General features: G+C 58.8%; 13 protein-coding genes. 11 read left to right on the top strand and 2 right to left on the bottom strand.

What is annotated here, in order from left to right:
• Positions 1 to 27: 27 nt before the first annotated feature.
• Both HBOR_RS17370 and HBOR_RS17365 read right to left on the bottom strand, forming a co-directional pair.
• A complete protein-coding gene (locus HBOR_RS17370; protein WP_006053365.1) occupies positions 28 to 291 on the bottom strand; it encodes a hypothetical protein in 264 nt (87 codons plus the stop codon).
• Positions 292 to 885: 594 nt separating this feature from the next.
• Positions 886 to 2,217, bottom strand: a complete 1,332-nt coding sequence (locus HBOR_RS17365; RefSeq protein ID WP_006053364.1) for a glutamine synthetase family protein — start codon at positions 2,215 to 2,217, stop codon at positions 886 to 888.
• Positions 2,218 to 2,502: 285 nt separating this feature from the next.
• On the opposite strand from HBOR_RS17365, the gene HBOR_RS17360 reads away from it, so the two are divergent.
• The 11 genes from HBOR_RS17360 to HBOR_RS17315 all read left to right on the top strand — a co-directional run bounded on the left by HBOR_RS17360 (position 2,503) and on the right by HBOR_RS17315 (position 14,310).
• Entirely contained in the window at positions 2,503 to 3,948 is a 1,446-nt protein-coding gene (locus tag HBOR_RS17360) for an aldehyde dehydrogenase family protein (RefSeq protein WP_006053363.1), read from the top strand.
• Positions 3,945 to 5,426, top strand: a complete 1,482-nt coding sequence (locus HBOR_RS17355; RefSeq protein ID WP_006053362.1) for a M81 family metallopeptidase — start codon at positions 3,945 to 3,947, stop codon at positions 5,424 to 5,426. Before HBOR_RS17360 ends, HBOR_RS17355 begins: the two co-directional genes overlap by 4 nt.
• 126 nt (positions 5,427 to 5,552) lie before the next feature.
• Positions 5,553 to 6,746 (top strand): iron-containing alcohol dehydrogenase family protein, encoded by a 1,194-nt coding sequence (locus HBOR_RS17350; protein ID WP_241432272.1) that lies wholly within the window; start codon positions 5,553 to 5,555, stop codon positions 6,744 to 6,746.
• A gap of 329 nt (positions 6,747 to 7,075) precedes the next feature.
• Positions 7,076 to 8,305 (top strand): ABC transporter substrate-binding protein, encoded by a 1,230-nt coding sequence (locus HBOR_RS17345; protein WP_013446613.1) that lies wholly within the window; start codon positions 7,076 to 7,078, stop codon positions 8,303 to 8,305.
• 44 nt (positions 8,306 to 8,349) lie between these two features.
• The gene (locus HBOR_RS17340; protein WP_006053359.1) at positions 8,350 to 9,411 is read left to right on the top strand and encodes an ABC transporter ATP-binding protein; all 1,062 of its coding nucleotides are present in this window, start codon (positions 8,350 to 8,352) and stop codon (positions 9,409 to 9,411) included.
• A complete protein-coding gene (locus HBOR_RS17335) occupies positions 9,411 to 10,349 on the top strand; it encodes an ABC transporter permease (protein WP_006053358.1) in 939 nt (312 codons plus the stop codon). Before HBOR_RS17340 ends, HBOR_RS17335 begins: the two co-directional genes overlap by 1 nt.
• Positions 10,346 to 11,161, top strand: a complete 816-nt coding sequence (locus HBOR_RS17330) for an ABC transporter permease (RefSeq protein WP_006053357.1) — start codon at positions 10,346 to 10,348, stop codon at positions 11,159 to 11,161. Before HBOR_RS17335 ends, HBOR_RS17330 begins: the two co-directional genes overlap by 4 nt.
• A 215-nt stretch (positions 11,162 to 11,376) precedes the next feature.
• Positions 11,377 to 11,775, top strand: coding sequence for a DNA-binding protein (locus tag HBOR_RS20410; RefSeq protein WP_244880414.1), 399 nt, complete (start codon positions 11,377 to 11,379; stop codon positions 11,773 to 11,775).
• A 16-nt stretch (positions 11,776 to 11,791) separates the two neighbouring features.
• Entirely contained in the window at positions 11,792 to 11,986 is a 195-nt protein-coding gene (locus HBOR_RS20405) for a helix-turn-helix domain-containing protein (RefSeq protein ID WP_244880417.1), read from the top strand.
• Positions 11,987 to 12,109: 123 nt separating this feature from the next.
• On the top strand, positions 12,110 to 12,355 hold the full coding sequence (locus tag HBOR_RS17320) for a hypothetical protein (protein WP_006053355.1): 246 nt from the start codon (positions 12,110 to 12,112) through the stop codon (positions 12,353 to 12,355).
• A gap of 365 nt (positions 12,356 to 12,720) precedes the next feature.
• Entirely contained in the window at positions 12,721 to 14,310 is a 1,590-nt protein-coding gene (locus HBOR_RS17315; protein WP_006053354.1) for a BCCT family transporter, read from the top strand.
• Positions 14,311 to 15,107 lie beyond the last annotated feature (797 nt).

Raw genomic sequence — 15,107 nt, 5'->3', positions numbered from 1 at the left:
TTGGCAGCAATTCAACCGAATGGAGAGTCACCCCAGCAGGAAACCGATATTGCCACCGGGTATTTCGACATCACTGGACGGTGCGTCGTGACTCGGGAGGTTGTTTCCGTCACTCCATCCATTGCCATCCCACTGGTCACCGTTGCACGGGCTGTCAACGCCGATAACGCAAATGCCAACCTGTCCACCGTCAGTGGTCTGGGCAGCCACGCCACCGCTGTAGGCAACGAGAGCGATTGTGAGTGCTATCAGGACGATGCCAGTCGTTCGGAGTCGGTGTGTGAGTCTCATATCCCCGAATGGGCGAACGGGCCACTGTCGGTTAGTTATCCGGCGAGAAACGGAATTCAACAACAGATTTGGACGACTCAATCCGAGATTTGTTCTGTAGACCGGAACCAGCCGGCCCCGGCGCGTCCTGTGCCGTTGCCGACTACCATTGCCTTCCGGCCTCGTTCTGGACGGGTTCGACCGCATTAATGAACTATATGTTATGATTTTAGTGTTGCGGATAATGCGGTGTGAGTGAACCGTCAGATGGGCCATCAGACAATAGAGACGAACCTATGAGTGAGTAGAAAATCACGCTGAGAACCATCTAAACGGGACACACGTAGTTACAGACAAAGAGTACAGTTAGTTAGTACAGACAAAAGATACAGACAGTTACCACAGACAGAGTTGTCAGAATTGATGATAGGAACTTTCTGCCCCCACGATTCGAGCTTAGAAGTTAGACCGCGATTGATGGGATGCGATAGTAGCAACTCAACAGCCAGAATCTCGTTCAAACCGCACTGTCAGCAGACACGGTGAGGAGAGCCATATCTCGCGGCCCGATGGCGGTGTATCCCATCAGGAGACACCCTCTCCGGTCGGTTGCTCTCAGAACTCGTCGCGGTACTCCTCGCGCTCCCAGTCGGTGACGTGGTTCTGGTAGCGGTCGAACTCGTCGCGCTTGAGCTTCACGAACTCGGAGACGAGGTCCTCGCCGAGCGCGTCTCGCAACACGGCATCGTTCTCAAGGTGTGCCAGCGCACCCGGTAGCGTTCGCGGGAGGTTCTCGTAGTCCTCTTCGTAGGCATTCGACAACGTCCCTTCTCCGGGATCGATCTCGTTTTCGATACCGTCGAGACCGGCAGCGAGCGTCGCGGCCATCGAGAGGTAAGGGTTGGCAGCACTGTCGGTAACTCGATGTTCGATGCGGGTCGCCGGCCCGAGTTCCGGCGGGAGTCGCAACACGGTCGAACGGTTGTCCGGTCCCCAAGCAATGTTGACCGGTGCCCAGATACCCGGAATGAGTCGCTTGTAGGAGTTGACTGTCGGCGCGCACACCGCGGTCAGGGCCTTCATGTGTTCGAGCAAGCCGCCCATGAAGTACCGTGCCGTGTCTGAGATTCCAGCCCCGTGAGGGTGTTTGCCCGCCGGGAACTGGAGGTCTTCGGCGTCATCGCCACCTGCAAAGCAGTTCTCGTCACCGTCCCAGAGACTGAGATGGTAGTGTAGTCCGTTAGCGTCCTCGCCCGAGTGGGGACGGGGCATCATCGTCGCCTTCAGCCCCTCGTTCCGCGAGAGCGCCTTCACCATATGCCGGAAGAACATGACCCCGTCGGCGGTCGTAACCGCGTCGTCGTACTCGATGTTAACCTCGTACTGGCCGGGCTGAGACTCCTGATGGATACCGAGAACGTTGTAGCCGCCGGCGTTCATCGCATCTGACCAAGCGTGCATCAGGTCAGCGCTCTGGTCGAGCGCGTCCATATCGTACGAACAGCGGTAGTTGAACGGGACCCAGCCGTTGTCGTCGTCCGGTGCGAGCAGCGAGAACTCCGTTTCGACGCCGACGAAGGGTTCAAAGCCCGCGTCGCGGACATCTTCGACGACGGACTTGAGTGCGCTTCTGGGACAGAGATCGAACCGCTTGCCGTCCACCGTGGTCAGGTCAGTGAAGACGGCGGCCATGTTCTCGTGCCACGATAGCGGCGTCACCGAATCGAGGTCGGCCACAGCCATCATATCCCCGTGCTGAGGGCCGTACTTTGGATCATCGAGCAGCCCAGGTTCGAGCGTGAGTTCGGCGACGCCGTTTGCGAACCCGACGCCTTCTTCGGCCGCGTTATCCAGTTCTGACGCCGGGATCGAGATGCCCCGAGCGACGCCGTTCAGGTCGGTCCAGACCAGCCGGATGGTGTCGAACTCCTTGGTAGAAGCCATCATAGCTCATACAGTCATTCCACGGGTAGTAACCCTTGGCCCGTAGATTTGCGACGGCTTTTATGTGAGATATTATCTGTCATTATGAGTGGCCGAGTCGGTCAGTCTGGCAGGGTCAAATCAGATCGGGTCAGAGCGGGTCAGGCCCGGTCACGTCAGATTGAGCCAGTACGGTGAGTGGAGGAGTCAGATACTGACTGTACTGTGGGACCGAGACAGTCGTCAATACTTAAACACTCCCAAATCACCCAGAGAAGGCTTAGGGCCGACGGCGTGTCGTTGTTTGGCATGGACTACGGACTGCTGATAGACGGTGCAGCGGTGGATACCGAAGAGCGCTTGTCGGTAGACGCCCCGGCGACGGGCGACGTACTTGGGACGGTCGCAAGCGGGACGGCAGCGCAGACGGCCGACGCAATCGAGGCCGCTCAGCGGGCGGCACGCGAGTGGCGATACAGTGATCCCAGTGAGCGGTCGGCACCGCTCGCCGCCGTCGCGGATCGGATCGAAGACGAAGCCGACGAAATCGCAGAGCTACTGAGCCGAGAGACCGGCAAGTGTCTCGCCACTGCTGAAGGAGAAGTGGCCGAAACCGTCGCGCAGTTCCGCTTCTACGCGGGCGTCACGGACAAAGTGCGCGGCGATACGGTCCCAACCCCGTCGAACCGGTTCAACTACACAAAACGTGTCCCCTACGGAGTCACCGCCCACATCGTTCCGTGGAACTACCCACTCCTCTTAGGCTCGCGGTCCATCGCCGCCGCACTAGCAACGGGCAACACTGTCGTGGCTAAAGCGCCGAGTCAGGCCCCGCTCACGACGATGTGGTACGGCGAGTTCTTGGTCGAGGAGTTCCCCGACGGCGTCGTGAACCTCCTCTCAGGCCCGGGGAGCGAGGTCGGCGGGGAGCTGTCCGACAACGCCAACGTTGACGCCATCAGCTTCACGGGATCGACGATGGTCGGCCAGCACGTTCTGGAATCCGCCGCGAAGCATATCATCCCGGTTGACGTCGAACTCGGCGGGAAAGCGCCGGCAATCGTCCTTCCGGATGCGGATCCGAAGAACGCCGCCGTCGGCGTCGCCACCGGTATCTTCTCGAACACCGGGCAGAACTGCGTCGCCCAATCTCGGCTCATCGTCCACGAGGACATCAAAGAGGAGGTCGTCGATGAAATCGTCGCACAGGCTGAGGCAATCACGCTCGGTCCCGGAACGGACCCAGAAACAGACATGGGTGCGGTCATATCCGAGGATGCCCTAGAGGACATGCTGAACTACATCGAGGTGGGAAAGAAAGAGGGCGCGACGCTTCTCACCGGTGGCAAGCGTCCCGACGACCCCGAACTCGCGGATGGAAACTTCCTCGAACCGACTGTCTTCGACGACGTAACCAACGACATGCGCATCGCACAGGAGGAAATCTTCGGTCCAGTCCTCTCTGTCATCACAGTTTCTTCCGTCGAGGAGGCCATCGAACTGGCCAACGATTCGAACTTCGCGCTGGCGGCCAGCCTCTGGACCGGCAGCCTCGACGCAACCCGGTACGCCGACCGACTCGATCACGGCCTGGTTGCGGTCAACACCTTCCCCGTCTCGATGCCCCAGAGTCCGTGGGGCGGCAACAAGCGGTCCGGAATCGGACGCGAGGGCGGCCTCGAAGGCGTGGAAGCGTTCACCACGGTCAATAGCGTGGTAGTCGAACACGGTGACATGGGTGCAGGCTACCGATGAGCGACCCCACCGTCGTTCTCGGGCAGATCGAACACGAGACGAACACGTTCTCGTCGCTCCCGACCGGAATCGACCAGTTCGCTGACGCGTCGCTACACTACGGTGACACGATTCCGCCGGAGTTCCGCGGCTCCAACACCGCTATCGGCGGGTTCCTCCGCGTCGCCGACGAAAAGAACTGGAACGTTGTCCCGACCGTCGCCGCCGACGCGACGCCGGGCGGCATCGTCACGGCAGATGCGCTCTCCTCCCTGTTAGATGAGGTCCTCACGGGTATCGAGAAATCCGAACCGGACGCCGTCCTGCTAGCGCTGCACGGCGCGATGGTCAGCGAGGACCACCCCGACGGTGATGGCTACATCCTCGAACGCGTCCGCGAGGCCGCGGGCGACATCCCCGTGATGGCCAGTCTCGACTTGCATGCGAACATCTCCGAGCGGATGGTCGAACACGCCGACGGGCTGTTCGGCTACGATACCTATCCACACGTCGATATCGGCGACACGGGCGAAACAGCAGCCCGGGCAATGGCCGCGACGCTCTCGGGCGACCTCGACCCGCAGGTTGTCGTCGAGCGTGCCCCTCTCCTGCCGCCGCTCCCGCCGCTACAGACCGATATCGAGCCGATGGAATCGCTGCTCCAGCAGGCAGCCGCCAGCGAGGCGAAGTTCCGACCCGACGTCTCCGTCTTCGGTGGATTCGCCTACGCCGACGTCGAAGAGGCCGGTTTCTCGGTCGTCGGCGTGAGCGACACGCACGTCGCAGAAGAGACGCGAGCGACCTGCAAGGCGCTGGCCGAATCGGCCTACGAGCGCCGCCACGAGTTCGACCACGACTACACCAGCGTCGGTGATGCTGTCGAAGCGGCTGCCAACTGGGACGCCGACACCGAGGGCGGCCCACTTCTGCTCGCCGACCTCGCGGACAACCCCGGCGGCGGCAGCGCCGAGGACGGGACGTTCATCCTCGAATCACTGCTCGACGCAGGAATCGAAGACGCCGCGCTCGCGCTCATCGTTGACCCTGACGCCGTTGCCGCTGCGGTCGAGGCCGGCGTTGGAAACACTGTCGCCGTCGATCTCGGCGGCCACATCGAGGACAACGGTGACCCGCTCGCAGTTGAGGGGAGGGTTCGACTCATTTCCGACGGCTCGTACCGGAATTATGGACCGATGTCTCGTGGTCTCCGAGTGAACCTCGGTCGCACCGCAGTCCTAGAGATCGACGGCATCGATGTCATCGTTGGCTCGCACCGCCAGCAACCCTACGACCCCGAAGCCTTCCGAAGGATGGGCATCACACCCGAACGCCAGCGCGTTCTCGTTCTCAAGAGTACGGTCCACTACCGCGCCGCATTCGAGCCGATGGCTGGCGCTATCCGTGAGGTTGCAGCACCGGGGCTGTGTCATCCTGACCTCACCCAATTCGACTACGAACACGTCTCTCGTCCGCTCTACCCACTGGACGAGGACGGTTGACTTCGATCCTCATTTTCACAGCGTACTTAAACGCTCGCAGGTGTGTGGCAGAATCGGTATGCCCGGAAGCGATGTCTACTAGACAGATACTGCCGGTCCACTGTCACGACCGGGAGCAACGATACCATGACTCAAAACAGCCACATGTGGAACGTCCCGAACCGCATCCTGTTCGGGCACGGCACAGCAGCCGAGACGGGTACGTACCTCGAATCGTTCGGTGCCGAGCGCGCACTCATCGTAACCGACGAAGGCGTCCGCGCTGCGGGTGTCCTCGACCCCGTTCTCGACGCCATCGAAGACGCCGGGAAAGACTACGCCGTCTTCGACGGTGTCGTTCCCGATCCGACCGACACCGTCGTTCACGAGGCCGCCGAGATGTACGACAAGGCAGACGCAGACATGCTCATCGGCATCGGCGGCGGCTCGTCGATGGACACCGCGAAGGCCGCCTCCATCCTCGCAACCAACGGCGGTCACATCCTCAACTACGAGGGCGTCAGCAACGTCGAATACGACACGCCGCCGACCATCTACATGCCAACCACGTCCGGCAGCGGGAGCGAGGTCGGTCACTGGTGTATCGTCCGCGACAGCGAGACTGACATCAAAGAGGAGATCGGTGACGTGGAACTACTGGCCGATCTCGCGCTGATCGATCCACAACTCACCGCCAGCGCGCCCGCACCGGTCAAGGCCGCGACCGGAATGGACGTGCTGACTCACGCCATCGAGGCGTTTGTCTCGATCAAAGCTCAGAGTCAGACTTCCTCGCTCGCACTGGACTCCATCGAGAAGGTTGGCAAGTACCTTCCGCGCGCGGTCGAGTACCGCGGTGGCGACGACGAAGCGCTCGGGAAGATGGCCAGAGCCTCCTCACAGGCCGGGATGGCCTTCAACGGGGCCGGGCTGGGTGCCGTCCACGCCATCTCTCATCAGGTCGGTGGGAAGTTCGGCGTCCCTCACGGACTCATCAACGCCATCGTCCTTCCCTACGTGATGGAGTACAATCTCCCGCAGGTACCCGAGAAGTTTGTCGCCGTCGCCGAGCGCCTCGGCGAGGACATCGACCACAACGCTCCCGTCCGGCGTGAAGCCTACAAAGCAGTCCGTGCAGCGCGCGAACTCGGCGACAGCGTCCGAATACCAGAGACGTTGGCAGACACCGACGCCGAGCGCGACGCCATTCCGGAACTCGCAGCGAACGCGCTCAACGATGGGAGTCTCACCGGCAATCCACGACAAACGCGCCAAGAGGATATCGAGACGATCCTCGGACGCGCTTTCGACGGCGAACTGGAGTACCGCAACGTCCTCTGAACGGTTCCGACTCGCTCAGTATCGCTTTTTCCGTCTCGGGGGTCCTTCTCAGACACTGTCCTTCGCACGGTGTCCCGATTGGCAAACAGAAGCGATGGAGAGAATTCCCCGTGCCGACCGTCACCAGCGTTCCATCAACGCCCTCTAAAGGGGATGCCGAGAGTTTGAAAGAGGATATCAATCTTGGGGGGTGTTATAAATCACCACATGTAGCCGGCAGAATGGTAATGCCTCTCACTAGGTCATGAAAATCCGTGATGAGTCAGAAAACAGCCGATACGAGGGATATCATCCGCATCGCATCCGGAAACAGGAATGCACGGTGAGCAATGACTGACAAACCAAGCCTCACTCGACGACGGTTGATGGAAGCGGCTGCGACGACTGGTGTCGCCAGCGTGGCAGGATGTTCCGGTGGCGGCGGCGACAGCGGTAGTGACGGCGGGAGTTGGCGTACACAGCCGCTGGCGATGGTGCCGGCAAAGGAGTACGACGCCCTGTACTCGCCGAACGAGAACGACAAGGAGGGCGAGACGATCAACCACCTGACGTGGACGGGATACGACGCCTCGAACGTGCAGGACCCGTTCCGTGAACAGTTCGACTGCAACACGCAACTGGATCTGTTCACGTCGAACCCGAAGGCGTTCAACCGTCTCAAGTCCGGCGAGTGGAAGCAGTTCCACCAAGCCACCTTCGATATGGCGTGGATTCCGCGCCTCGCCGAAGCGGGCCTCATCCGACCCATCAGCTACGAAGACTGGAAACCGTACACCTTCGACCAGTACATCGACGTCTTCCAGAAACAGAACGGCTACAAGTACGCTTTCGTCAACGAGGACGACTACACGTTCGACCTCGACGGGAAGATGTACGGTGCTCCCCAGCGCTTCGGCTGGGCGTCGTTCGTCGTGAACAAAGACACCGTCTCGGCGGACGACTACAAGACCTACGACGCGGCGTGGTCCGAAGAGTACGACGTCGGCGTCTACGACCTGATGTTCTGGGGAATCCAGATAATCATGCTGCGTGAAGGTATCGACCCGTACAAAGAACACACCGACGAGGAGGTCGAGCAGGTCCGACAGGCGACGTTCGACCTCTTCGACAACGCGAAGACCCTGCTTCCGGATTTCGCGTCGATGAATCAGGCGCTGAAATCTGGTGAGATCGACATCGGGTTCATCTCGGGCAACTGGATTAACGGCACCCTCAGACGCGGTGGCAACCTCCAGTTCGAGGCCCACGTGCCCGAAGAAGGCGGCGTCATCTGGGTCGAGACGACCGCATTCGTCAAGGGAGAACAGCCGACGGTCTCGGACAGCTACCTCGCGTACATGCAGCAAGGCGAGAACGCACTGAAACTCTCTTGGCCGACATCCGGTGGGACGAACGTCGTCCCGCACAAGACGGCTTGGGAGAACTACAACGACAGACAGCGCGAGGTGCTCCGAGTTGACGACATCCCGGACATCCTCGAACGCTCGGTGTTCTACACCGGCATCCCGGATCTGAACAAGTTCGAACCCATCTGGCGAGAAGCGAAGGCACGCATCTGAGCTGTTCTTCTCGCAGTTGGGATCTCAGAAACGCACTGATACCAATGTTAACGGCTACGAATCTACGAAAGGAGTATGGATCGCTCGTCGCAGTCAACGACGTGGACCTGGAGATCGAAACCGGCGAGTTCGCTACAATCGTCGGTCCGTCTGGCTGCGGAAAGACGACGTTGCTGCGGATGCTCGCCGGACACCTCGAACCGACTGCGGGTGAGATCAACCTAGACGGCCAAGACATCACCTACACGTCGCCACAGAAGCGGCCGACCAGCCTGGTGTTCCAGTCGTGGGCGCTGTTCCCCCACATGACCGTCAGAGAGAACATCGAGTTCCCGATCAAGAACACTGGTCGGGAGGTCAACGGGCAGGTCGAGGAGTTGCTCGAACAGGTCCGACTCGACCCCGAGGTCCACGCAGACAAGCAGGCGACGGAACTCTCCGGCGGACAGAAACAGCGCGTCGCGCTGGCGCGGTCGCTGGCGTACGACCCGGACATCCTGCTGTTGGACGAACCGCTCGCGTCGCTGGACTACGTCCTGCAGAAGCGACTCCAGCGCGAACTCGCCGACCTCAACGTCGAACTGGACATGACGTTCATCTACGTCACCCACTCACTGGAGGCGGCGCTGGTGATGAGCGACAAGCTGTTCGTGCTGGACGATGGCGACACCGTCCAGACGGGACCGCCCGAGGACATCTACCGCGAGCCGAACAACAAGTTCATCGCGGAGTTCATGGGCGACGCCAACGTCTTCCCCGTGACTGCGGAGACCGTCTCCGGCGGGACGGCCGACATCGCAAGCGCGGCGCTGGAGAACTCGGGACCGGTCGAGACCCACCTCGACATCCCGCCGGAGTACCTCGTCGTGCGCTACGATGACTGCATCGTCGAACCCGATCTCCGGAAGGACTTCGGGGCCGAAGTCCACGTCGACAACATCCTCGTGCGCGGGAACACCGTCCTTATCGAAGGGTCGGCGGACCACTCCGATCAGGACTACGTCGCCGAGGTGGACTTCGAGAAGTTCGAAGGCGTCGATCTGGCAGTCGGTGACACCGCGTACCTCCAGTGGGACGCCAGAAAGTCCATTCTGGTGCCAGAATAATGTCAACTATCGAATCTCTCCGTGGCGCGTTCTACGACGCCTCCGAGCATGATAACCCCGTGATGGCGCTGTTACGGCCACCGTACCTGTTCATGCTGCCGCTGACAGTGCTGCTGCTGTTCATGTTCGTCGGCCCGATGGTTGCCATCGTGCTGTTCTCGATCCAGCCAGCCAACTCCATCTCACTCGATCCGTCGCTGTGGACGGTCGCCAACTACGACGAGATCATCAGTGGAATCCTCAGCGGATCGGGTATCTACGGGCAGGTCATGGGTAACACCGTCGTCATTAGTGCGATTACGACCGTGACGACACTCGTGTTCTCCTACCCGGCGGCGTACGCGCTCGCGCGGAAGATCAAGCGTTACAAGTTAGTATTCCTGCTGATGCTCATCATCCCGCTTTTCACCAGCGTCAATATCCGCGTGTTCGGCTGGGCGCTGTTCCTCGTCCAAAACGGCGTGCTGGACAGCATTGTCGGCCTGTTCGGGATCTCCAACTATCCGTCGATGATGTACCAGCGCTGGACCATCATCCTCGGGACGACCTACGTCTACATGCCGTTCATGCTGTTCCCGATCTACCTGTCGCTTCTGAGCATCGAGGATACGACGTTCGAGGCGGCCGCGGATCTCGGCGCGAACAAGCTGACGATGTTCCGGAAGATACTGCTGCCGCTCAGTATGCCGGGTATCATCATCGGCTCGCTGTTCGTGTTCATCCTCACGTTGGGTGCGGATGTCGAGGCACAGATCCTCGGCGGCGGTTCCGTGTACACCATGGCAAGCAACATCAACTACTCGTTCGGATACAGCCAAAACTGGCCGCTCGGATCAGCACAGGCGGTTGGACTGTTGCTCATCACGGTTGTGGCCGGCGTCATCATCCTCCGGACCATCGACCTCAAAGAAATCGCCTCACGAGGTGGGAAGCGATGAGCACCGCGCGGACTAGCCCGCTCGTTGCCAAGTTGAAAGCTGGCTCGTGGTACGCCTACGTGGCTCTGGTGGCGCTGTTTTTCGTCCTGCCACTGCTGAGTCTAGTTATCGCGTCGTTCTACGACGGCCGGTTCTTCTCCATCGTGGACTACGAGTTCACGCTGCACTGGTACGAAGCGGCGCTCGGATCGGGGAGCATCCGCTCGGCGTTCATGAACACGGTTCGCATCGCCGTGCCGGTCACGATCATCAGCACCATCATCGGCACCGGCGGTGCCATCGCCTACACGCGACACGAGTTCCCCTACCAGGACAAGTTCAAACTGCTGGCGCTGTTGCCCATCTTCTTCCCGCTCATCCTGCTCGGGCTTGGAATGTCGATGTGGGCTAGTGTCGTCGGCCTGGGTTACGGCGTCCTGCCGGCTATCGTTGGCGAACTCGTCTGGATCTCTCCCATCGTGATGTTCGTCGTCTCCATCACGGCGCTGGGGGTCGATCCGAACGTTGAGGAGGCCGCACGCGACTTGGGTGCAGACTCGATTACGCTGTACACCAAGATCGTACTCCCGCTCATCAAAGACGGCGTCGTCTCCGGTGCTATCTTCGCGTTCGTCTTAGCATGGAACAACTACTACATCGTCTCGTATCTCTCGGGTGTCGAAAGCACCATCACCACTTGGATACACGGACGGATGACACAGGGATTCACGCCAGTAGTGCCCGCCGTGGCATCACTCATCTTCTACGTCTCGCTCCTACTCGTCGTCGGCGCGGTCATCATCGAATTCCGTGAAGAAGCGAAGGATAACTGACACCTTCGCCACTATTTACCACACCGGATATTTGCGGGGGTAGTGGTATCTAAGTGGATTGCTAATTGCTACCAAATAGGTACAGATCACAAATGCTAGAATATACGTTCCGAATCCGACACGAAGGGTGCTGGACAGAGAACCTGAACGACCGATTCCCGGACATTTCAGCGGCGATCATCTACTCCTACCGGTTATTAGGGATTTCAATCACCATGATCGAGGCGACGAACGTCTCCGATGCAGACGCGTTCGTCGAGTGGCTCAACGACCACGAGGTGATGACAGTGGCCCAGCTTGTCAGCTACGATGCGGACCGCGAGACGGCGTTCGTCAGTTTGGCCGGCGACTACGAGACGGACACAGAGCCCGTGTTGAACGTTCTGCTTCGCAACCGCTGTTTCCCCACCGTCCCGGCGACAGTGACCGGCGGCCGCGAACACTGGAGCGTCATCGCCTCCGACCACGAACAGGTCAGCCGAACTCACGAGGAACTCCAGAAAATCGGCCACGTGGAGGTCGATTCGCTTCGGACGCCAGAACTCGACCGGCTACTTACGGGGCTGAGCGAGGTCAAACAGGGCTGTCCAAGATCTCTCGCCGCGCCAGCGTGAGGTTCTCGGTCGCGCCATCGACGAGGGATACTACGATTCACCACGCGGGTGCAACATCGCCGACCTCGCCGAACAGGATACCGCGAACACCTCAACGGTCGGCGAACACCTTCGTCGCTCCGAGGCGAAGATTCTGAAAGCTGTCGCACCGCTTTTGAGTCGGCCCAAGCGAAACAAAGAAACAGGTCGAAACCGGAAGACGAAACCCTGAGCGAGGCGTTCGGCAGTTTGCCCTCGGTTCGGATCTTTGCTCACCGCTGCTCCGCGACTCCCTCTTTTGCGATAATATGTAATGTGCTGGTTTTTTGTATTCCCATAGACATTTTTTGGCCGTATGTCCGTCCTGTCAACCGCCGACGAAGGGAAGTATCTCATGGACGAGGAAGCCGAACAGATTGGAATCATAACTGAAGTGGACACGGACGCGCAGGTGGCGTACGTCGAACCAGATCCGGATATCGCCGAGGCAGTGATTCAGGGCTTCGGATTTGGTGACGCCGACGAAGATGATATCAAAGTACCTGCTGGGGCAGTCGAAACGGTAACTGATACCGAGCTTCGGGTCGCTAAAGATCTGTAAACGGACACGATCCGAACTGCAATCTACGTCGGTTGAACCCGACCAGTCGTCCGCTAACGCCCCCGCTATTTTCAACTATGCTTTGACGTGGCGTTGTCACCGGCTACAGGATCGAACCATCGGACTGAGCCGTGTTCGGGTACAGAAGGGGGAGAGCTCTATCGGATTGAATCCGAATAGGTGTATATATCGGTAACATCTCACGAAGGCCGTTAGAGACAACGGGTTTTTCCGATGGATACCCTTGGCCTGTTGGTATACCCGACTGTGATTCGGAATACTGAGAACAACAGTATTGATCTCGGTGGTTACATCGTATTTCAAAACGCTTCGACAGAGTCAGCTCTTTCACCCGATAACAGAGAATGAAAACGTGGTATCTTTTGGGGCTTGAAGAGGCCTCGTGGTCAGAGAAGATCATGTTCGTCGTAGCGATGAGTGTGATGCTCGCTCTCGGTGGGTTCGGGCTCCTAAACCCGTCATTACTGAGTAGCACGCTCATCGGCGCGAAAACGTGGGTCCTCAATTACTTCGGTTGGTGGTTCATCCTCCTCGGATTCGTTCTGTTGATTGTTGTCCTGCTAATGGTATTCTCGCAGTATGGGCATCTCCGAATCGGCGGTCCCGATGCCGAACCGGAGTTTGACCTGTTCTCGTGGCTATCGATGGTATTCACCGTCGGATTCGGTGCGTCCATTCTCATCTGGGGCGTCGCAGAACCCATCTCCATCGTCAGCAATCCGCCGCCGAAGCCGTATCCGGTCCAAGGTGCGTCCGTAGAGGCAATGGCGCTGGCGTTTATGTTCATCCACGAGGTGTTCCCGGGCCTTGCAATGTGGTACCTCCCCGTTGCGATTGCGTTTGGGATCATCGTCTATACCGACGGTGTCGGTGATTACAAGATCAGTTCGATGCTCACCGCTATCGTCGATGAAGACCGTATTCCCGGACTCTATTGGATGGTCAATCTGGCCGCGGTTGTCGCTACTATCGGCGGCATTTCGACGACGCTCGGATTCAGTGCGCAAACGATGGCAGCCATTCTCGGCCGCGTGTTTAACCTCGAAGCAACGGTCCTGACGTACGCGGTCTTCGCGCTCATCGGCGTTGTCTTCCTCGGTGACGTCTGGCTCGGCCTCAGAAAAGGGATCCGCAATGCTGCCCGTGCGACGATGTTTCTGATCGGTGTTTCGATGGCGCTGCTTGTCGTGGTCGGGCCGACAATCTTCATGTTCGAACTCGGTCTCGATGCGACGGGCGTCTGGCTCAGCGAGATGCTCCGTCTGTCGCTCTACACTGCGCCGACATCCGCGGGTAATTGGGCAGCCAACTGGACCGGATTCTGGTGGGCATGGTGGGCCGCTTGGAGTATCTTCGTCGGGAGTTTCGTTGCTCGCGTCTCGAAGGGACGAACCATCCGCGAAATGTTCGTCGTCCTTGTCGTGGTACCGACGTTCCTGACGTGGATCCAACACCTACTCATCGGCGGATGGGTACTTGCGCCGGGATACCAGCAACCAGTCGCAGACATCATGGCCGCTGCTGGCAAACCTGCGGCTGTCGCCAAGGCCCTGCAAATCACTCCCCTTGGGGCGGTACTGGCGGTCTTGTTCGTGTTCGTCATCGCAGGCTACATCATCACCTCACTCGACTCGGCGGTGTTCATGATCTCCGCGATTACGCTCGGTAACGAAAATCCGAATCCCCGAAATCGCGCGTGGTGGGGTGCATTACTGGCCTTCTTCGGAATGATGTCGCTCGAACTCAAGGAGTTCAGCTCCATCCAGTCGCTGTCGGTCACGATGGCACTACCGTTCTCGCTACTGCTGCTCGTTATCCTCTATGGGAGTTATGTCGTCGCGAAGGAATACGTGCAGGACTCCAGTGAGATCAACGTAGAGAACGAGACGATTCTCACTCGGCAATCAGATTCGAGTTCACCGAGCGACGACTGAGAATTCAGAGACAGGATCGACTGCTCTTCTCTGGAAGGATTTTGTCGGTCAATCATCTAATTAAACTATCTACTGGGGATGACTACAACCACACCGTTCCAACCGTGGAACGGCTCGCTCGATTGTTCGTTTGAGTGTCTCCAGAGCGAAGCCACAGACTAGGTAATCGAACTAATGAAAGCAGAATGGCCGGAAATCCCACGAGAACAGCGAATTGGACCTGGACGGGAGACGTTTTCCACAACCCGTACGACCCGTCCGGCTTGCGCCGGTTTCGCGAACATCACTTACATGATGTCCGTTACTTGGCCTTCACACCTCATCTCCTAGGCGACGAGGTTCTTGGGTTGATTCGGTTCTCCTTCGGGCTTTGACCTTGTGACCCTGTTACAGGTCCTTTAGTGTTCGCTCCTAACCGGTCTCTTCTCCATCCTTGCAGACGGTTCAAGACCGATCGTCCAGTGGGTCCTCACCGTTCCCGTTGGATTTGTAGATAGGGGCTGGGGCATAATGAAGATTTTTGAAATATGTTAGATAATACCTCACAAGAAGATGGTCGCTCAGCACTACCAGTGAACGACGCAAGTACGCGCTGAAAATAGACCCGGAGTTAAGCAAATTGAGATATGAATTGAGGCGTAGAGAAGGAGCGTCGAAGCAAAGAGTTTCTAGATTGTCCCATACCGAAATCACTCCATGTTGTCGAGTGAATTTGACGGATCTGCTTTGTTCTATCTCAGAGATTAAATAAGTTGTTTCAAAATAGTTTATGTCAACCGTGCAATAGTATGTCGCGG

Source organism: Halogeometricum borinquense DSM 11551 (assembly GCF_000172995.2).
Classification (GTDB): Archaea; Halobacteriota; Halobacteria; order Halobacteriales; family Haloferacaceae; genus Halogeometricum; species Halogeometricum borinquense.
This window is presented reverse-complemented; position numbering and strand designations above follow the sequence as displayed.